Genomic DNA, 20,338 nt, shown 5'->3' with positions numbered 1-20,338 from the left:
AGTTCACAATATTGAACTATTTTATTCAAATGAAAATAAATTATCATTATAAATTAATGTATTATATTAAATTCTGAAATCATAAACTCCTATTATCATTTTATTTTTTCCACCTAGCATCTGCTTTTTCATCTCCTCTTATTAATCACATCTTATTCATACGCTTTTCTCTTAAACTATAAATCTCCCTCCTCTGCGCTGTTGGTGAACGGCTTTTCTATTTTAAAATGAAAAGTATTTGAAAACTCAATCCTATAAAGTCAAGGAGAGCGAACAATCTATAATGATTATTTATAAGTCAAATAATTTAACATAAACAAAAAGACCGAATAATATCCGGTCTTATAAAATATTTTTCTACCAATATTAAAAAACTCTTCTCTCTTAAATTTAAGAGAAAAACGCTACAACTTAAAACTCTACACTGCGATATCCTTATGTCCCTTGATGAGAATCAATTGCACGCAACTTCAACAATTGAAATTGCCTATGGCGCTCACGAAAGCGCTCTCTATCGGCTTCACTACGCGTGTTATAACAAGCATCACAGGAAACACCTTCCTCATAATGAGGCGATAATTTGCTTTCAGCATTAAGAGGAGAACGACACGCACGACATAATTCGCGTCCACATTCTTCAAGACCATGTTGAACAGAAACACGCTCATCAAAAACAAAACACTCACCCCACCATAAACTCTTCTCTTTTGGAATTTTTTCTAAATATTTCAGAATACCTCCTTTTAGATGGTAGACTTGCTCATAACCAAGATCACGAACATAAGCTGTTGATTTTTCACACCGAATGCCGCCTGTACAAAACATAGCAATTTTCTTTTTTTTCTTTAACTCAGCCTCATGTTTACGCACCCATTCAGGAAATTCGCGAAATGTTTTAATCTGCGGATCAATCGCTCCTTGAAAACTCCCTATCGCATATTCATAGTCATTCCGTGTATCGATTAAAATTGTCTCTTCATCTTGAATAAGAGCATTCCAATCTTCAGGATCGACATAAGTACCAACAACTTTTAGCGGATCAACCCCTTCAACCCCCATTGTCACAATCTCTTTTTTCAACCGCACTTTCATGCGATGAAAAGGCATTTTTGATGCCCATGAATATTTAATCTCCGGCGTTTGAAACGCTGGCTCAGCCGTAATAAAATCCACCAATGCCTCAATCGCATCACAAGAACCAGCAACTGTTCCATTAATGCCCTCTTGTGCTAAAAGCAGAGTGCCTTTGATATCCTTTGCTTGACATAAATCCTGCAAAGGTTTTTGTAATTGATGATAATGCTTCAAATCTGCAAAGCAATAAAGTGCAGCAACTTTAAAATTCTTTTCCATGTGTTTTGCCATAACGCGCGTTTCATTCAATTTCAAGATTTATTCATGTACTCTTTAACATATTGTGCTTAATCAAACGATACAAATAATATCATCTCCAAGAAGAAAAAATATCATGTGCCAAAAAAGAGAAAAGCTTTTATTATATCTCCAAGGACAAACTGTTATACCTGTTTTACTCATTGACAATCTACAAAGTGCTGTACCCTTAACACGCGCTCTTGTCAAAGGTGGATTAAAAACAATTGAGATCACCTTGCGAACACCAAATGCCCTCAAAGCAATTCAGAAAATTACACAAGAAGTCCCTGAAGCAATTGTTGGAGCCGGCACAATTCTCAACACAACACATTACGAAAAAGCCGAACAAGCTGGAGCCAAGTTTATTGTAAGCCCCGGATTATCCAATGAACTAATCAATTGTGCAAAAAATAGTGAAATTCCCCTTCTTCCCAGTGCAATGACCCCAAGTGAACTCATGCAAGCATTAAACAAAGGCTATTCATATCTTAAATTTTTCCCTGCTGAAGCTGCTGGGGGCATTTCCTTCATCGAAGCTTTAGCATCTCCCTTCTCTGATATCCGGTTTTGCCCAACAGGCGGTATTACACAAAAAAGTGCACCACAATGGCTCCAACTGCCCAATGTCTTCTGCGTTGGAGGTTCTTGGATAGCGCCCCAAAAACTCATTGCAATAAGTGATTGGGATTCGATTACTGCATTAGCATATACCGCATCACAACTTCCCTCTCCCTCGAAAAAAGCTCTTTCTACAATATAATGTAAAGTGCAAGAATATCAGTCCCTTCAACAAGACCAAAGCTTTCACACATCCTTGCGCAATCTTTTAACATTGCCATGGAACCACAAATCATCACCCAATCTTCATTAGGATGAATTTTGCGAGTTCTATTGTTTCAAAGCCGCTTGTTTCAAAAAAGCACCCACTCTCCATAACAGTCGTAATACGCCCCATATGCTCAGAAAGCTCACGAGTGGTCATAGGATAAAATTTCAGCTGTTGTGCATATGCCCCACAATGAGTGGATCTTATTGCAAAAAGGAAACAAGATCTTTTGCACAAATTGACTCATTCTTTTCGCGCGTTATTTAAATAAGAACAACTTCTGAAAATTTTTCATAAATGTCAGGCTCACGAATAAAGCTTGCAAAAGAAAAAAAACCGTACCGGTTTGAAAGAAGATAAAGCATCAACTTTCCCACTCATTACTCCACAAAAGCGCGCTCTACAACATAAGTAGCAGGAGCATTATTGGCCCCTTCAACAAGACCAAAGCTTTCACACATCCTTGCGCAATCTTTTAACATAGCCATGGAACCACAAATCATCACCCGATCCTCATCAGGATGAATCTTAGGAAGGCCTGTTGTTTCAAAAAAGTCCCCACTTTCCATCACAGTTGTAATACGACCCATATGCTCAGAAGCTTCACGAGTAGTCATAGGATAAAATCTCAACTGTTGTGCATACTCTCCAATGAGTGGATCTTGTTGCAAAGAGGAAACAAGATCTTTTGCATAAATTAACTCATTTTTTTCGCGCGTTGTTTGAATAAGGACAACTTCTGCAAATTTTTCATAAGCTTCAGGATCACGAATAAGGCTTGCAAAAGGAGCAATCCCCGTCCCAGTTGAAAGAAGATAAAGACGTTTTCCAGGAATAAGAGCATCAAGCACCAGCGTTCCTGTAGATTTTTTACGCATGAGAACTGTATCACCAATTTTAATTTTTTGGAGATGCTCGGTTAAAGGTCCCCCTGGAACTTTTATCGAAAAAAACTCAAGCTGTTCATCCCAAAAGGGACTTGCAATCGAATAAGCGCGATAAATCGGCTTTTCTGCATTTGGCAAACCGATCATAACAAACTCACCCGAACGAAAACGAAAACTTTCCGGACGATTCAGACGGAATTTAAATAACCGATCTGTATAATGACAAACCTCTTGGACAGTAAGGGCGAACACATTCTCAGGAATCGGAAAATTTGCAACGCTGCTGATGCTTGACGGAACATTGGTAGCAGACGTATTCATACTCTTCCCCATATCTTTATTGAACGTTAAATTTCGAATCTTTGACGTGATATAGTACTTGCACAACCATCTGCCAACAATTTTCTCAACACAAAAGCCTCAAGGTTAACACTTTTATGTCAAAATTAAATAAATGAGTCTAGTCCACTCTATAAGCGATAAAATTGATTTCACTTAAAACCAATCAAAGACTAGAAAGTAAATACTGGATACCCAATCCATCTTGAAAACAAATAATATCCAAATCAACGAGTTTTCTAAATCAACAGTTTTAATGTATCAAAAAGTGTTTACACTGTTTTCTATTCAATAAAAATAATTTTAAGTGCATGAGACAACATCCAAAATTGCACAGATGAGTGATCTTCCCTCTCATGGTAGAAAACTTGTAATGCATTGATTTAACGTGGTTAATTTAATCATTTTACCTTCTCTAAATAAGAAGCCAATGCAATATTTAATCAAAACAATCACACCAGCAATAATAGTCTAACATTGCACTCTTCAAAATGATACAATACAATAAATTATGTTTATTTTTTTATATGCCTAAACGAGGGCAAATAAGTAAAAAAGTCTATGTTTTACAAATCATTAGAAGATACCATGTTGATAACAACACAAATAAAACTAAACTATCTCTTATATCCAGAGTACCATTTTACATAAAAAATGACTTTAATGGCAGCATAGGCTTCTTATGATTTTGACCATAGCAAATAGTGTCTTTCCCCTATATCGTAAAGAACCTCAATGAAACAACCAAAAAAACTCCGTATTTCACGAACACAGATAAGCTTTTAAAATGAACAAATCCGTTAATGATGAAATAAATACATCACTCTATACAGCTGTAGCAACCATCGATGTCAGTGCCATTGTTGCCAATTATATCACTTTAGCCAAACGTGTAGCTCCAACACAATGTTCAGCAGTTGTAAAAGCAAATGCCTATGGATTAGGAGCTCACAAAATTGCTCCTGCCCTTTATCAAGCTGGTTGTCGCACTTTTTTTGTCGCACAAATCAGAGAAGCACTCCAATTAAAAAGCATTTTACCATCAAATGTCACGATTGCCCTTCTGAATGGACTTCCACACTTAGCAGAAGAGTTTGTCGCACAATCTGGTATTGTTCCTGTTCTAAACTCTTGGAATGCCATTGAAAATTGGCAAAAAATTTGTCAAAAAAAAGATAAAAAATTTCCAGCAATTGTTCAAATCGATACCCATATGAACCGATTAGGACTGGATCAAAAAGAGTTACAAAAACTCATCAAACACCCTACAATTTTCGAAAAAGCAGAAATAAAATATATTCTTAGTCATCTTTCTAACGGAGAAGATGATACCCACCCATCAAATTATGCCCAATTGACTTCTTTCAAAACTATCCTTGCGCAATTGCCTGCTTGCAAAGTTTCCTTTGCCAATTCTGGAGGTATCTTTCTAGGATCAGATTTTTATTTTGATCTTGTTCGTCCAGGCATTGCACTTTACGGAGTTGATCCGCGGGGAAAACACCCATCACCTCTGAAACCTGTTTTAAAACTTGAAGCCCAAGTCATTCAAAGCCGCGTTGTTGATATAGGAGCACCTGTTGGTTATGCAGAAAGCTTTATAACCAACAGACCAAGCACTCTTGCAACCATTTCTATAGGCTACGCAGACGGCTGGCTCCGTGCTCTTTCGAATAAAGGAACTGTTTATTTCAACGGGCACAAACTTCCCATGGTTGGGCGGGTTTCTATGGATTCCATTATTGTAGATACGACCGATCTTGAACAAAAACCTCAAACTGGTGACTGGGTAGAGCTCATTGGTCGCCATCAAACACTTGAAAAAGTATCTATAGATGCCGATACCCTCCCCAATGAAATTCTAACATCTCTTGGCTCCCGCTATAAATACATTTACACATAAAAACTCTTTAGCCATAAAGAAATAAATTGATAAAAATCATCATTTTAGAAAATTGAGGGGCTTTTACAAAAGATTTTACAACAATCAACCACACAGAATGGTCATAGACACCGTACATTCACAGAAATCTCAAAACAGACAAGTTAATGGACTGTTTTATGGAAGTAGCTTTCATCTAAAATACAAAAACTTAGCCTTTCCTCATAAATTGACAAAAAAGAATCTACTACAAAGTTTTTAAAATTAATTTCCCAATTAAAATCATTCGCTTGCATACCACAAGCTGGACTATGTGTAGATAAAAATGATTTAAGAAAAGAATAATTCCTCTTATGAACCATAGTGCCAAGAGCTATAACATTAGGCGCTGGCAAAGTGTATAATAGTGCCGGCTTACTCCGTTATGAAGCGTAAAGATTGGGGGATCAATAGATTTACCCTTACACCATTCACAAGCGCCGTCGCGAAATGGGATTAGGAGCGAAATATCTCTTTAAAACAAACATGTGAATTAACAACCCAAGTATATTCTTTTTGGAGCGTTCTGTTTTACATGAGGGTCGTGCCCCCATTAAAAAACACAATAAATAAAAGTGTGGAGCAATGTGCAATCCCCATTATTAAAAAAACATTGCTTTAAATGCTTTTGAAAGCCGCAAAGCTGAATTAAAAGGAGATGACAAACTGAGGATTGAGTTTTACCTTTACGGCTTTACATTTTCCCAAAATGAGATTGTCTTCCAGTTTCAAAGGTTACGTCAACAGAAATACGCAATCCCCTCGCCCTCATCTGACAGACAAAAGCTGGAACTACTCATAAAGCTCTTTTTTTCTCAATCTCTGACTCAAAACATGTGGCTGCGTTAAGTTTGGATGTTGATTTACAGGTAACAGCTAAAGCACACGAGCTCTTAGAAAAACAGCGCTGTAAAGTTACAAACTGACTTGCAATGAAGTGGAAAGATGTGCCGGCTTTTTATAAGACACCTTGTAAAAAACACCCATAATACATTTGGCTTTGCGTTTGCTCATTCTAACAGGTGTTTTTACATATTTTTGCGTCATATTTACAAAAAGCAGATTAAAGAGAAATATTTAGACAATTCTTGACTCGAAAAGATGCAACAACAGAGTTTCGCGTGTCTTTATCATCAAAAACACTAAAATTGATTTTATTCTTTCTACAACCGGTCGTCGTCACCCTAGTGAGAAGGAGTATATCACAACACATGCAACAGACGTGACCCTATCCCCCGTAGGTTTCGCTCTCGTTTACGTGAACTAGCTGGCGAGACCGATGCCGCCTAGTCACTAAAACCATGCCATACGGTAGAAGGCAAAGGAGAGCATGCCTATTGCCGACAAAACACAGCTTTTTGTCGACTTTTTTGATTTTGCTCATGTTATAAAAAAACAATGCAAAATTCTAGAAAATAGACAAATAATTCCATAGTAACATGATCAACAAGCATAAAACCCACACAAAATGTGTGGGCTTTTTTGTTTATGCAAATAAACAAATTAAATACATATTTGTTATTTAATAGGTATTTCCCAATGGCGGGCACGAACAAATGAGCATTCTGTCTCCCGCAACATTATCAATACGCGATACAGGAGGCCAATATTTATTGGCTGGATCAAGAAAACTGTTGGGAAAAGCAGCTTCTTGTCGCGAATAGGGTCGTGCCCAAGCATCATCTAAAGTATCTGCCACTGTATGAGGGGCATTCACCAATGGATTATTGTCTTTTGGCCAAACCCCGCTACCAACTTTCTTAGCTTCTTCAGCAATAGAGAGTAAAGCATCACAAAAACGATCAATCTCTGCTTTTGGTTCCGATTCCGTTGGCTCAATCATCAAAGTTCCCGGAACAGGAAACGACATCGTGGGCGCATGGAATCCATAATCAATGAGACGTTTTGCAATATCATCAACACTCACCCCATACTGCTCTTTCAACACGCGTGTATCCACAATACATTCGTGCGCAACACGTCCATGCTTGCCCCGATAAAGAATGGAATAAGCAGCTGAAAGACGTGCAGCAATATAATTGGCATTTAAAATGGCTATTTGTGTTGCATATTTTAAGCCATCAGCCCCCATCATTCGAATATACATCCATGTAATCGCAAGAATAGACGCACTTCCATAAGGAGCAGCCGAAACCGCATGTGTTGTCCCATCTTGTTCATGACCTGGTAAGAATGGTTTGAGATGCGCTGCAACTCCAATTGGTCCCATACCAGGACCACCACCACCATGAGGAATAGCAAATGTTTTATGAAGATTCATATGACAAACATCAGCGCCAATATCCGCAGGACGAGCAAGACCCACAAGGGCATTGAGATTAGCACCATCAAAATAAACTTGTCCGCCATTTTCATGAATAATAGAACAAATTTCCTTAATACTTTCCTCATAAACACCATGGGTTGAAGGATAAGTAATCATGAGAGCGGCCAATTTATCTTTATGCAATTGCGCTTTCATCTTGAGATCGTCTACATCAACATCACCATCGCTTAAACATTTTACCACAACGACTTCCATCCCTGCCATATGGGCCGAGGCTGGATTGGTACCATGCGCAGATGCAGGAATAAGACAAACTGTACGTTGATGTTCTCTCCGTGATTGGTAATATCGTCGGATAGCCAAAAGCCCAGCATATTCACCTTGAGCACCAGAATTTGGCTGAAAAGAAACTTGCGCAAATCCTGTAATTTCGCACAACCACGCATTTAACTGGTTGATCATCTCCAAATATCCCGCTGCATCCTCTTGTGAAACAAAGGGGTGTATATTGGCCATGCTAGCCCAACTTACAGGCATTAATTCAGCCGCGGCATTAAGCTTCATTGTACAAGAACCAAGAGGGATCATAGCGCGATCCAGCGCCAAATCCTTATCCGCCAAACGACGCAAAAAGCGCATCATATCTGTCTCTGAATGAACCGCATGAAAAAAAGGCTGAGAAAGAAAAGCAGTATCCCGTTTTTTTCCAAAGAGTCGTGGAGAAACCTGATCGCCTAGTTTTGCCCCAAAAAGCTGCGCTAAAGCACCAGCATCTTCTTCTGTCGATAATTCATCAAAATTGATTGCAATAGTGTCATCATCGAGAACACGAATAAGGCGCCCACCTATTTTGGCTTGATGCGCAATCTCTCGCGCTTTTCCCTTAACAGAAATACTCACACAATCAAAAAAGCTTTTCCCTTCAACATGAACTCCTGCTGCTTCTAAACCAGCAACAAAACGACATGTTAAATGATGAATTCGCTGCGCAATTTCTTGTAAGCCTTTTGGCCCATGCCAAACAGCATAAGCGGTTGCCATATTAGCCAACAAAGCCTGCGCTGTACAAATATTTGACGTCGCTTTATCGCGCCGAATATGTTGTTCACGTGTTTGCAAAGCTAAACGAAAACCAACGCGTCCTTTGGTATCCACGGATTGACCAACAATACGCCCTGGAATAAGACGCGTTAACGCATCACTCACGGCAAGGTAACCAGCATGTGGACCACCAAATCCCATCGGAACGCCATAACGCTGCATAGAGCCAACAACGATATCTGCCCCCCATTGAGAAGGTGGCTCCTGAAGGGTAAGCGCTAAAGGATCAGCTACAACGATAACTAAAGCTCCCTTTTCCTTTGCCTCTTTTATGATCTCACTGTAATCATGAAAAGAACCTTTTGTATCTGGCCAAGATAAAACAATTGCCGCTGTATCGGAATCAATTTCGCCATTTTGGCTAATCTGAATCCCTTGTGTTTCAGCACGCGTTTGCGCAACACTCAAAGTCTGAGGGTGTAAAAGACTCTGAAGAGAAATTTTTATTTTTTTCTCACGGAAAAAGCGAAAAGCAAGGGCATTGGCTTCAGCTAAAGCAGTTGCTTCATCAAGAAGGGAAGCAGCAGAAACAGGCAAACCTGTTAGTTCACTAACCAATGTCTGAAAATAAAACAAAAGTTCTAGACGACCCTGGCTAATTTCTGCTTGATAAGGCGTATAAGCAGTATACCAAGCAGGATTTTCAAACAGATTTCGTAAAATAACCGGAGGCACATAAGTTCCATGATATCCTTGCCCAATAAAACTTTTGTGCACACAATTACGCTCCATCATCTTGGAGAGTTCTTCCAAGGCTTGTCCTTCACTAGCAGCCTCTGGAAGATTCAATGAACGTCCCAAGTAGATAGAGTGTGGAACAGCTTGAGAAATGAGTGTCTCAACACAATCAAGCTCTAAAACATCAAGCATTTTTTGTGTTTCATCAGGACGCAGCCCAATATGTCGAGAAGAAAAAGAACGCTCGATCATGCCACTCATCCAATCAAAGCCTTATAAGCATCTTTATCCAACAACCCCTCCAGTTGTGTCTCATCCTGCAATGTCATTTTCCATAACCAGCCTTCTGTTTCGGCTTTCTGATTTACCAATTCAGGATTATCAGCCAATGCTTCATTTATTTCGACCACTTCACCATCAAGAGGAGCATAAACATCTGAAGCCGCCTTCACTGATTCTACAACAGCCGCCGCCTCTCCTTTGGAAAGTTTTGTTCCACTTTGTGGTAAATCAACAAAAACCAAATCCCCTAATTGCTCTTGCGCATAATGCGTAACCCCAACAGTCACCACTTGCCCTTCAACGCTAAGCCATTCATGGTCATGTGTAAAATAAGTTTTAGACATAAAAAATCATCCTTTTAAATAACGTTGTTCAACAAAGGGAAGAGAATGAACTGATAATACAATCTTTTTGCCTCGCAGTTCTGTAAAGACTTGTGTCCCTTCAACTTTAAAATCAACAGGAACGTAACCCATCGCGACAGGACCATCAAAAGAAGGACCAAAACCACCTGATGTTACAACGCCAATCTCATTACCTTGATCATCAAGAAGCACCGCACCGGCACGAATAGGTTGGCGCGTTTGCGGTTTTAATCCAACACGACAACGAGCCGGTCCTTTTTGCAGTGCTTCAAGAAAAGCCTTCGCACCATAAAATTGTGCTTTTTCTCGAACACTTTTAGGAACAGCCCATGTTAGAGCCGCATCAATAGGTGTCGTATCAGGGGTAATATCATTTCCATGCAAACACAGCCCCGCTTCCAACCGCAAGCTATCGCGTGCTGCAAGTCCAATCCACTCAACACGAGAATCACTCAGCAATTTTTCAGCCAACATATGCGCATGCCCTATAGGCAAAGCAATTTCAAAACCATCCTCTCCCGTATAACCAGAACGCGTTATAAACCAATCCTGTTGTGGTTCGAATCCTTGCATAAAGAACAATTCATTCCCTGGTAAATCAGCATCAGCAAGAACAGCTGCCGCTTCAGGACCTTGAAGCGCAAGCAATACCCTTTCAAGGGCAATCACTTGACATTCAAAATCAACCGCACGCTTTTCCAATTCTACAAAATCAGCCTGTGCATTCCCAGCATTGGCGACCAACATAAAACGACCCTCTTCCAAACGGGTAATGATAAGATCATCAAGAATACCAGCCTGCTCATTAAGCAAATAATTATACCGTGAATGCCCAATCTTTAAAGCTGCTGCATCAATGGGAAAAGCATAGGACAAAAATTCCACAGCTTGTGCCCCTTCAACCGCAATCAATTTCATATGAGAAATATCAAAAAGTCCTGCATGTGCACGCGTATGAAGATGCTCTTTTAAAACGCCAAGAGAATAAGTTAAAGGCATGTTCCAGCCCGCAAAAGCACCAAATTTTGCTCCTGCTTTTTCATGCAAATCATATAAAGGAAGTGTTTTTAAAAAAGATGTTTCTTGTGCTGTGCCCATAATAACTCCAAAGCTGCGCTAACGCCCACAGAATATGGTCGTCTCTGCCCCCTCTGTCATCAACCTGAGAGACTCGCGAAAAAATTTTTCGCTTACACCTTCGGCGCGGGTTCTCCCGACTTTCCAGATCTGCCTTCTTCCTTTTACGGTCCTTAAAGCCTGAGAGATTATGGGCTATTTCCCCTTCGGCGGCAATGCGAAAACTCGCAATCTGCACTCTCCCGCAAAAGAATGAAAGAAACAATAACGCTCTTTCCAGCATGTTCTAATCTATAACCCATCTTTATCACACTGTCATTAGTAAAGTGATGAAAATGTTCTCATTTTAAAACTTGCATAAGCTGCTTCAAAAGATTTATAATAGTATCTTTTTGAACCTTACAAAAATTGCAAGGAACACATTTTAGGAAATTTAAGACAAAAATCAAAAGCTATAAACAAAAATACCTCTTGAAAATCATGCAAAACGTCACACACTAACAAGATCGCAAAGCAATATTCTTTCTCGCGCAGTTCAACCTTAAATATAGGGTTTCATATTCTTTTTTTAGAATAAGGACTTCAAGTATTTTATAAGTATGATTTTAATGCACAAGAAGTGGGTTTTCTTCTTTCTCAATAGTGTCATAAATTGCGACTATTTACAGACTAAACTACCGAACAAAGGTGACAAAATACTCATGAAAGCTGGTAATATCTCTTACAATTGCGAAAATGATCTTCCAAAGCAAATTGCCCTTTTTCCTTTAGAAGGTGCACTCTTACTACCCGGCGGTTTTTTATCACTCAACATTTTTGAACCAGAATCACTTGAAATGATTGAAAATGTTATGGTAACTGATCGTCTATTGGGCATTATTCAACCATTTTCATCGGATACAGATCGCTTCTCTACACAACTTTATAAAACAGGCTGTATAGGGCGCATTACAAACTACAGTGAAACAGGAAATGGACAACTGTTCATTATCTTACAAGGTGTTTGCCGCTTCACTTTAGAACAAGAATTGAAAAACACAAAATCCTATCGAACAGCTCTCATCCAATCAAACATAAAAGACTTGCAAGAATTTGATGTTGAAGAAAGCATTAACCGAGAGAGCTTACTTGACGTTGTAGAAAAATATCTAACCATACATGAAATGGAATATAATTGGAGCAGCATCATAGAAGCCCCTACACCTATATTGGTTAATGCTTTTTCAGCCCTTATCCCCTTTACACCAGCAGAAAAACAAGCTCTCCTTGAAGCTCCAGATATCGAAAGCCGTGCCCAAACTCTTCTTGCATTAACAGAACTCTCGCTCATGAAACAAACAGGAACAGATTACCGCTTAAACTAATGAATGTCCAAACATGAAAAAAATGACCACAGATCCCAAAATGCTCGAATTGCTCGTCTGCCCAATGACGAAAGGTATTCTCTCTTTCAACCGAAAAACACAAGAGCTCATTTCTCTCAAAGCCAAACTTGCCTATCCTATTCGTGATGGCGTTCCCATTATGCTTGCCTCAGAAGCGCGCCCTTTGCAAAACAATGAAGAAATAACGCATAAAAAATAAAAAATCCTCATGCAACTTCCCTCTACAAGCCCACTGTTATCAAGTCTCTATCAATATGATATCTCAATATTTACGATTTCTGAAAAAAGAGTTTTACAATAAAGATATTTATATCGCTTTACACCTTGTAACAAAAGCCAAAAATATCATCAGATTCTCTCATTCCAGCCTGTTCATACTGAAGCAATCAAAACCATTCGCTTGCACCACACAAGCATCTGAATAAAAATGGCTCTTATGAACTTCTTAAAAGCAAGAATTATAATAACATTTTGAACCAACTCAGGTAAATGAAATTTATTATATTAAACATAAAGATTGTTATATTTCATGGACTTTAATTTATACTATTTACGAACAACATATTTGAGATATCTCGATTTAAGATGAATAAAAACGACAAGTTATATCATCTTATGTATACCATATCGGGACAAGAATATTTATCTGTTTGCGTAATCTTTGAAACGGAGAAGCAACCTAATTTTTGGGAAAAAACATAAAATCGTAAAGGAGAAAATCACCCCATTACCTTACCATCACCCTTTAATTTCGCTTTACAATTTTTACAAGTATCTAAAGTATCTCAAGCAATATTTTTTATGTATAATATACGCATTAATTACATGAAAACTTGAAAAAACAAACAAGAAACACTGTTGTAATTTCAATTGACGATTGAAAGTAATTGCCTTATGAAGGAGGCTTGTGTTTTTGGTTGTATACGCGACAATCAAATAGGGTCTGGAAGCCCGAAAAACTCAAACTAGAAATAAAACCGCTTTTGCGGATATCCCGGAATTTCCGGGGGCTCTTGTTATGTCCAAGTGCTTTCAGCACTAAAAGCAAGGGGCTGTTTTGAGTCAGCACTTCCAGACCCCGGAATACTAATGCGAGGGCGCTCGCAACCGGTGGGGACATCAAGTGAAAGCCAAAAATCTACATTTTTACGATATTTCTTTAGGCAAAAAAATTCGCTTTAGAAGAAACGTCATGGGGTTTTCTCAAAAACAATTAGGAAGTCATTTAGGCGTAACATTCCAACAAATCCAAAAGTATGAAAAAGGCTTAAATCGCGTAAGTGCAAGACGTTTACAGGAAATTGCTCATATATTAGATGTTCCCGTTTCCTTCTTTTATGCTGATGGCGCAAAAAAAGAAGAGAACCTCTATCATTGTGATGACAGAATAGCAAGCAAAGCAGAATATTTACTTTTAAAAAATTTCAGAATACTGACCCGCAAAAAACAAAGAGCAATTTTGCAGTTGATTTCTGATGAAAAAAATAACCCCTTATTTTCATAAGTTCATTGCAAAGATAATCAAAGTCCTTAATAATATTGACAAGAATTGTGACTGTCTCCCCACACTTCATGAGAATGAAAATGCTTAATCTAATCTGATTTGTAAATAATCCGAATTCTAACGAGTTTAACTTAGAAATAGTGCATTGATTTATAATGATAATCTAACGTTATTGATATTGAATAAGTGTTCCGAATATCGTAAAATTCTTTCATTTCAAACGTGTTCTATATTGAATCAATCAAAATCACTGTTGGCACATTACAAGCAAAGTTGGCGTGTGAGTAAAAACGTACAAAAAGGCATACCTCTTATTGAATCGTCTCACAAACCAAGAGCTGTAACGACATTGTGTGCTGAAAAAATGGATGATGGTGCTAACTTGCTCTTTTATTAAACGTAAATATGGGGGTGTTCAACGACTTTCCACTCATATGAGTTACTTAAAAAAAAGGCTCTTCAAACAAGCCTAAAAATATTCCCACACACTAAAAAAATACTTAAATATATTGAGAAAAATCAAAGATCTTATACCACCATACTCCAAATAATGATATTTTATAGCATAACAGGATTAAAGTAAAAATAAGAAATATAAATTAAAAATAGACACGAAAAACTATATTTATAACTTTCATAAGAATTTATCTATATATGGATACTTAAGTTTATCCTGTTGTGCCATAAATTCTATCATTTAAGGCATGAGGATATGAAGCACGCATACCTCCTTGAAACATTCAAATGTTTTTTAGATGCCCAATATCTTTTTAAATATTTTTAGGCCTGCTTGTTGAGCCTTTAGTTTAAGTGAAAAATGGGAAGCCGCTAGAATCTAGCTGTTTACAGACTGTAATAGGAAGCTTCGCTTTTAAAGGTATAGGGAGAAAATTAAATAATTCAACAATTAACAGATAAAGTATTAAAAGATTCCACCAACGCGATACGTAATACCATCCTTAAAAAATTCAAAAGTGAGAAGGTAAACAATTGACAGAAGATAAGAAATTCACTTAATTAAAGTGTTTTCTAAAGAGATAATAGCTTAGCGTAAAATATTCAATTTTTTCAATTCTGAAAGATTAAAAGAGACGTATTATTTGAAATAAAACAATTTATTGTGCTAACAATGATGATTGGTGTGCACAAAATTGAGTTGTTGAAAATCAAAAATATAATTTAATGATGTTCCTTGACCAACTCACTCTCTCCTGAGTATAGCACGGGGAATAAACGTGGAGAGACATGAGGAGTATATAGAAAATGAGTTATAAAGTTGCAATTGTCGGCGCAACCGGAAATGTTGGTCGTGAAATGCTTACAATTTTAGAAGAACGTGGTTTTCCTGCGCATGAAATTGTCCCTCTAGCATCACGACGCTCATTAGGACAAGAAGTTTCTTATGGAGATAAAACTTTAAAAGTAAAAGCACTGGATACTTACGATTTTTCTGACACAGATTTTTGTCTTATGTCTGCGGGAGGGAGCATTTCCAAAGAATACGCCCCTAAAATTGCTGCTGCCGGCTGTGTCGTCATCGATAATTCCTCCACGTGGCGCTATGATGCCAATGTTCCGTTGATAGTCCCTGAAGTCAATGGCGAAGCTATAAATGCCTTTTCTAAGCGTAATATTATAGCAAATCCTAATTGTTCAACAATTCAACTGGTCTTAGCTTTAAAACCTCTCCATGATGCTGCAATCATTAAACGTGTTGTTGTCTCTACATATCAGTCTGTTTCTGGAGCTGGTAAAGAAGGAATGGACGAACTTTTCGAACAATCACGTGCAGTTTTTGTTGCAGACCCAATTACATCAAAAAAATTCACTAAACGCATTGCCTTTAATGTCATTCCTCATATCGATGTTTTCATGGAAGATGGTTATACAAAAGAAGAATGGAAAATGACGGTTGAGACGAAGAAAATTCTCGATCCGAAAATTAAATTAACAGCCACTGCTGTTCGGGTCCCTGTCTTTATCGGTCATGCCGAAGCCGTCCATGTTGAATTTGAAAAACCACTAAGCGCATCTGAAGCACAAGCGCTCTTCCGCGATGCACCAGGCTGTCAGCTTATCGATAAACACGAAGATGGTGGTTATACCACACCTTATGAAGGTACCGGAGAAGATGATACCTTTATTAGCCGTGTTCGTGAAGATATCACCGTTGAAAATGGTTTAGCTTTCTGGGTTGTCGCCGATAATTTAAGAAAAGGAGCAGCATTGAATGCTGTTCAAATTGCTGAATTGCTCATTTCTCGTAATTTGATAAAGCCTAAGTCCGCAAATTAACGCCCTGTCCGAAGGACAAAGAGCCCCTAGCCGGTCCTGTCAAAAGTCCGGCTTCTCTTCAGTATAACCTTCCCCAGCTGAAGGTTCATATCACCATCCTAAAGAACTGTAATCCAAGGTATTGTCAAATTTGACTCTGAATATCCTTGAATGCCTCGCCACCTTAAGTTAAGCATTGCCGCCTTAATGACATTTTACGGTACAATAGGATCAGCAGCATAAGCATTGTTTGCTTCATGCTGCTGATCCTATTTGTCATTCCGGTTATGAAATTAACTTTACCCTTATCGAGCAGGATAGGTCACGACACGGTAACGCGTTTCATTACGTTCAAAATTTTTGTAATTGACATTATCAGGAAAGGAGGGATTATAAGCACTCACGTGCTTTACAGAAACGCCTTGTGCTTTTTGCGACGGATTTAAAATTGTTCGTTCATCCCTTTTTTTAACACCTGTAGAATCGATAATCATATCTGTTCTGTATAGTTTTTGCATATTTTTCCGTGTTTTTTGAATCGCCGGAAGAGCTTTAAAGTCGGAAACAGCCTGTTTTACTTTTTCTTTTGGCGATTTTACCATGGATTTTGATTTTGCTGGCATCTTTTTAAAAGCAATGGTAGGAACATCGTTAACATTGACGTAACGTGCAGATGCCCAACCAACTTTTCCATGATAACTAAGAGAACACCAAGTTTTATTGGATAGGCAGCCATAAATTTGCACTTTTGCTCCCATTGGAACCATTGCGATAACTTTATAAGCTGTCGCAGGACCTGTGCGTAAAGATACCTGACCTGATGCAACACGAGCAACTGTTCCTGTAATGGTTCCAGCTTCCGCGTGAAAAGCAGTCACAGCCACCCCTGACGCTCCTAAAGCCCATAAAGTCATCATTGTTGATAAAAATTTCTTTCTTAACATTATTTTTCTTCCTCTCTTAAAACATATGAAGGACAAAAATGAAGGACAAAAATTCGCCTTTGCAAAAATTTGCCGCATTTAAATCCAATGATCAGCAACCTTTATTCCCCCCCAAAACCCCACAACATTGCAACAAAATCTCTCTTTATCGCCTACACGAACACGGCCTTTTGATCTTGATTGCGCAGTATGTTCTTCATGAATTTACGGCTAAAGCATCATCTGATTGTCCGGTTCTTCAACCAATTGTCCCTTACAGAAGTTTTTAAAGGGGCATTGGTTCCCTCAACAAATGATTGCAATAAAAGAATTAATTATTTGAATTTCAGAGAATTTCTATGAACAAATGATGATCAGCCCCCAAAACAACTAAAATAGAAGGAAAAATAATACTCTTTAAAAAATAAAAGTGATTGAATATTCTCTAAAGCTTGTATAACTTTAAATCTGCCTAAAAAGATACAGAGTATATTGAAACTTCCCTCAAAAAATTTCTCGAAAAAGAAAGTTAAAAGCATATGACATTAAAAAATTTTTCTCGTAGTCGGATTATAGGATTATTCCTCTCTCTCTTTGCACTTTTTTTGTCTACTGCTTTTTCCATGGCCGCAGACAAATCAAAAATCAAACTTGGTATTATGGAAGGGCGGGATGCGATTATTTGGAAAACTGCTGCTGAACAGGCTAAACAAGCCGGTTTAGATATCGAACTCGTTTATTTTTCTGATTACGCTTTGCCTAATGACGCTGTTAACGCAGGAGAGATCGATGCGAATGCTTTTCAGCACGCCCCTTATCTTAATGAACAAATGAAACAACGTGGCTATAAACTTTCAATTGTCGGCTATACATTTATTGCTCCAATCGGTGTTTATTCGCATAAAGTCAAAGACTTAAAAGATCTTCGTGATGGTGCACATGTTGGTATTCCGAACGACCCATCTAATGGTGGAAGAGCCTTACTTCTTCTCAATTCTTTAGGTCTCATTAAGTTAAAAGATCCTCATAATATTCTTGCATCTCCACTTGATATTATCGAAAATCCTAAAAACCTGCAAATTCGTGAGCTCGATGCTGGTATGTTAGGGCGAGCTATTGACGATTTTGATCTTGCAATTATAAACACAAACTGGGCTATTGTTTCCGGATTAAACTTCGAAAAAGATGTCGTCGCATGGGAAAGTGCAAAAAATAATCCTTATGATAATATCATCGTTGTACGCACGAGCGAAAAAGATGAGCCATGGGTTAAAAAATTAGTTGCCGCTTACAACAACGATCTTATCCGTGCAAAAATCAAAGAGATTTTTGGCAATACCGCCCAAACATCTTGGTAATTGTGCCAAATATCTGAGTAACTGTGCCAAGTATCCGAGTAATTGTGAATGGAAAAACCTACTCTTATCTCCTTAAAAAACATCAGCCGTTGTTTTAACAAAACGGCTGGCGTTCCGGTAATTAATAATCTCTCTTTAAATATCCAAGCTGGTGAAATCCTTGGCATTATTGGGCGCAGTGGAGCAGGAAAATCAACACTTATTCGCTGTTTAAATGGGTTAGAGAAGATTGATGCAGGGTCCATTTTTTTTGAAGGTGTTGATATTTCCAATCTATCAGAGATAGAATGGGCGCCTTACCGTCAACGAATTGGGATGATTTTTCAACATTTCAATCTTCTCTCATCGCAGAATATTCTTGATAACATTGCATTGCCGCTTAAATTAAGTGGTGTAAGTAAAAAACAACGCCACAAACGTGCCCTTGAACTGATTGAATTGGTTGGGTTATCTGGGAAAGAATATTGCTATCCGACACAATTGTCAGGAGGGCAAAAACAACGCGTTGGCATTGCACGCGCTCTTGCTGCTAATCCTAAAATATTGTTATCAGATGAAGCCACCTCTGCTCTTGACCCTGAAACAACACAATCTATTCTAGAGCTCCTTGCTGATATTAATAAACACCTCAATCTCACGATTGTGCTCATCACCCATGAAATGGAAGTTGTACGCACCATAGCGCATCGCGTTGTTGTTCTTAATCAGGGAAACATTGTAGAAGAAGGACGTGTGAAAGACATCTTTACATCACCGCAAGACGATACAACCATAGCTATGCTCAAGCTTGTAACCCCGCAACTTCCTGAAAAATTTGCGAAAAATCTCAAACCAATTGGACGAGAAGCTGTCATTGAAATTAATATTGCCGGTGAAATTGCCCAGCAGCCTTTTCTTCATCTTCTAGAAAATGAGAGTGGTTTAAAAGCACGTATTTTGCATGGTGGCATTGATACAGTTCAAGATGAAACCATCGGGAGACTCTTCTTGGCTCTTCCTGGAGAAGATAAAGAAGCTTTAGAAAAAGCTGTTCAATGGTTAACGAAAAAAGGACGATATTGTGAGGTCTTAGGCTATGTTTAATGTTCTGTCTCATGAACTTCCCCAAGCTGTTATTGATACAATATTGATGACACTTAGTGCTTCTGTTATGGCATTTATTATAGGGCTTCCCCTTGGTCTTCTTCTTCACACAACAGCACGCGGAGGGATTTTTTCCTCATCTCTCATCAATCGCCCTTTAAGCATAATCATTGACAGTATTCGTGCCATTCCCTTTATCATTCTTGCATTTTATCTTCTTCCCGTTACGCGTATCGTTGTAGGAAGAGGGATAGGAATGCCTGCTGTAATTTTTATACTGACCATTTCAGCTATCCCTTTTTATGCACGCATGGCGGAACTCTCTTTTAAAACCGTTGAAAACGGTCTCATTGAAGCGATCCGCTCGATGGGTGCAAGTCGTCTTCAAATTATCAGACATGTTCTTATTCCTGAAGCTCTCCCTAGCCTGATTACAGGTTTTACAGTTATGGTCATTTCTCTTATAGGAGCCACCTCACTTGCTGGATATCTTGGTGGAGGCGGTTTAGGGGATATGGCAATCCGCTATGGCTACCAACGCTACAATACCTTCATCATGACCATCGTCATCATCCTTTTGATCGTGCTCAATATTACAACCCAATGGACTTCTGATAAAATCGTACAAAAACTTGATAAAACAAAACATTAAAAGATTTAGAATTTCACATGCC

Annotated in this window: 16 protein-coding genes, 1 pseudogene and 1 riboswitch; of the genes and pseudogenes, 10 read left to right on the top strand and 7 right to left on the bottom strand. The window is 38.4% G+C overall.

Annotated features, from left to right (window positions below; genetic code table 11):
• Positions 1–435: 435 nt before the first annotated feature.
• Complete coding sequence (locus ACFIME_RS01745; RefSeq protein WP_375613636.1) at positions 436–1,353, bottom strand: rhodanese-related sulfurtransferase; 918 nt, start codon at positions 1,351–1,353, stop codon at positions 436–438.
• A 115-nt stretch (positions 1,354–1,468) separates the two neighbouring features.
• Between ACFIME_RS01745 and eda the strand changes: the two genes are divergently transcribed.
• On the top strand, positions 1,469–2,134 hold the full coding sequence (eda, locus tag ACFIME_RS01740; RefSeq protein WP_375672082.1) for a bifunctional 4-hydroxy-2-oxoglutarate aldolase/2-dehydro-3-deoxy-phosphogluconate aldolase: 666 nt from the start codon (positions 1,469–1,471) through the stop codon (positions 2,132–2,134).
• Here the strand turns inward: eda and ACFIME_RS01735 are convergent.
• Together ACFIME_RS01735 and ACFIME_RS01730 are read right to left on the bottom strand one after the other, a co-directional pair.
• Positions 2,113–2,562: pseudogene (locus tag ACFIME_RS01735) on the bottom strand (ferredoxin--NADP reductase); the annotation flags it as partial. The gene eda and the pseudogene ACFIME_RS01735 overlap by 22 nt on opposite strands.
• Positions 2,563–2,580: 18 nt before the next feature.
• Positions 2,581–3,408, bottom strand: a complete 828-nt coding sequence (locus tag ACFIME_RS01730) for a ferredoxin--NADP reductase (RefSeq protein ID WP_375633816.1) — start codon at positions 3,406–3,408, stop codon at positions 2,581–2,583.
• Between the two features lie 805 nt (positions 3,409–4,213).
• Between ACFIME_RS01730 and alr the strand changes: the two genes are divergently transcribed.
• The gene (gene alr / locus ACFIME_RS01725) at positions 4,214–5,329 is read left to right on the top strand and encodes an alanine racemase (protein ID WP_375633817.1); all 1,116 of its coding nucleotides are present in this window, start codon (positions 4,214–4,216) and stop codon (positions 5,327–5,329) included.
• Positions 5,330–6,869: 1,540 nt separating this feature from the next.
• Here the strand turns inward: alr and gcvP are convergent.
• Genes gcvP through gcvT form a run of 3 tightly spaced genes read right to left on the bottom strand, consistent with a single transcriptional unit; the run spans position 6,870 to position 11,158 of the window.
• Positions 6,870–9,665 carry an aminomethyl-transferring glycine dehydrogenase gene (gcvP, locus tag ACFIME_RS01720; protein ID WP_375684395.1) on the bottom strand — a complete coding sequence of 932 codons (2,796 nt, stop codon included), beginning with the start codon at positions 9,663–9,665 and terminating at the stop codon, positions 6,870–6,872.
• Between the two features lie 5 nt (positions 9,666–9,670).
• On the bottom strand, positions 9,671–10,039 hold the full coding sequence (gene gcvH, locus ACFIME_RS01715; RefSeq protein WP_375618535.1) for a glycine cleavage system protein GcvH: 369 nt from the start codon (positions 10,037–10,039) through the stop codon (positions 9,671–9,673).
• A gap of 6 nt (positions 10,040–10,045) precedes the next feature.
• Entirely contained in the window at positions 10,046–11,158 is a 1,113-nt protein-coding gene (gene gcvT / locus ACFIME_RS01710; protein ID WP_375684394.1) for a glycine cleavage system aminomethyltransferase GcvT, read from the bottom strand.
• Between the two features lie 136 nt (positions 11,159–11,294).
• A riboswitch (glycine riboswitch) is annotated at positions 11,295–11,392 on the bottom strand.
• A 446-nt stretch (positions 11,393–11,838) separates the two neighbouring features.
• On the opposite strand from gcvT, the gene ACFIME_RS01705 reads away from it, so the two are divergent.
• From ACFIME_RS01705 to ACFIME_RS01690, 4 genes are all read left to right on the top strand, one after another.
• Positions 11,839–12,501: an LON peptidase substrate-binding domain-containing protein gene (locus ACFIME_RS01705; protein ID WP_375684393.1), complete on the top strand. Its 663-nt coding sequence runs from the start codon at positions 11,839–11,841 to the stop codon at positions 12,499–12,501.
• Positions 12,502–12,514: 13 nt separating this feature from the next.
• A complete protein-coding gene (locus tag ACFIME_RS01700) occupies positions 12,515–12,721 on the top strand; it encodes a Trm112 family protein (RefSeq protein WP_375661866.1) in 207 nt (68 codons plus the stop codon).
• A gap of 924 nt (positions 12,722–13,645) precedes the next feature.
• Entirely contained in the window at positions 13,646–14,026 is a 381-nt protein-coding gene (locus tag ACFIME_RS01695; RefSeq protein WP_375612292.1) for a helix-turn-helix domain-containing protein, read from the top strand.
• Between the two features lie 1,263 nt (positions 14,027–15,289).
• Positions 15,290–16,321, top strand: a complete 1,032-nt coding sequence (locus tag ACFIME_RS01690) for an aspartate-semialdehyde dehydrogenase (RefSeq protein ID WP_375618537.1) — start codon at positions 15,290–15,292, stop codon at positions 16,319–16,321.
• Positions 16,322–16,605: 284 nt separating this feature from the next.
• On the opposite strand, the gene ACFIME_RS01685 is transcribed toward ACFIME_RS01690, so the two are convergent.
• Positions 16,606–17,244 (bottom strand): SH3 domain-containing protein, encoded by a 639-nt coding sequence (locus ACFIME_RS01685; protein ID WP_375636988.1) that lies wholly within the window; start codon positions 17,242–17,244, stop codon positions 16,606–16,608.
• Between the two features lie 38 nt (positions 17,245–17,282).
• Between ACFIME_RS01685 and ACFIME_RS01680 the strand changes: the two genes are divergently transcribed.
• The 4 genes from ACFIME_RS01680 (at position 17,283) to ACFIME_RS01665 (ending at position 20,316) form a co-directional block, all read left to right on the top strand.
• Positions 17,283–17,513: a hypothetical protein gene (locus ACFIME_RS01680; RefSeq protein WP_375684392.1), complete on the top strand. Its 231-nt coding sequence runs from the start codon at positions 17,283–17,285 to the stop codon at positions 17,511–17,513.
• A gap of 249 nt (positions 17,514–17,762) precedes the next feature.
• Positions 17,763–18,581, top strand: coding sequence for a MetQ/NlpA family ABC transporter substrate-binding protein (locus ACFIME_RS01675; RefSeq protein ID WP_375661864.1), 819 nt, complete (start codon positions 17,763–17,765; stop codon positions 18,579–18,581).
• 48 nt (positions 18,582–18,629) lie between these two features.
• Positions 18,630–19,664: a methionine ABC transporter ATP-binding protein gene (locus ACFIME_RS01670; RefSeq protein ID WP_375684391.1), complete on the top strand. Its 1,035-nt coding sequence runs from the start codon at positions 18,630–18,632 to the stop codon at positions 19,662–19,664.
• On the top strand, positions 19,657–20,316 hold the full coding sequence (locus ACFIME_RS01665) for a methionine ABC transporter permease (RefSeq protein ID WP_375643374.1): 660 nt from the start codon (positions 19,657–19,659) through the stop codon (positions 20,314–20,316). Before ACFIME_RS01670 ends, ACFIME_RS01665 begins: the two co-directional genes overlap by 8 nt.
• The last annotated feature ends 22 nt before the right edge of the window (positions 20,317–20,338 follow it).

Origin of the sequence: Bartonella sp. AP1QHHD (assembly GCF_042196265.1) — a bacterium.
Classification (GTDB): domain Bacteria; phylum Pseudomonadota; class Alphaproteobacteria; order Rhizobiales; family Rhizobiaceae; genus Bartonella.
The sequence above is the reverse complement of the archived record's forward strand: the minus strand, read 5'-3'. Positions and strand labels throughout refer to the sequence as shown.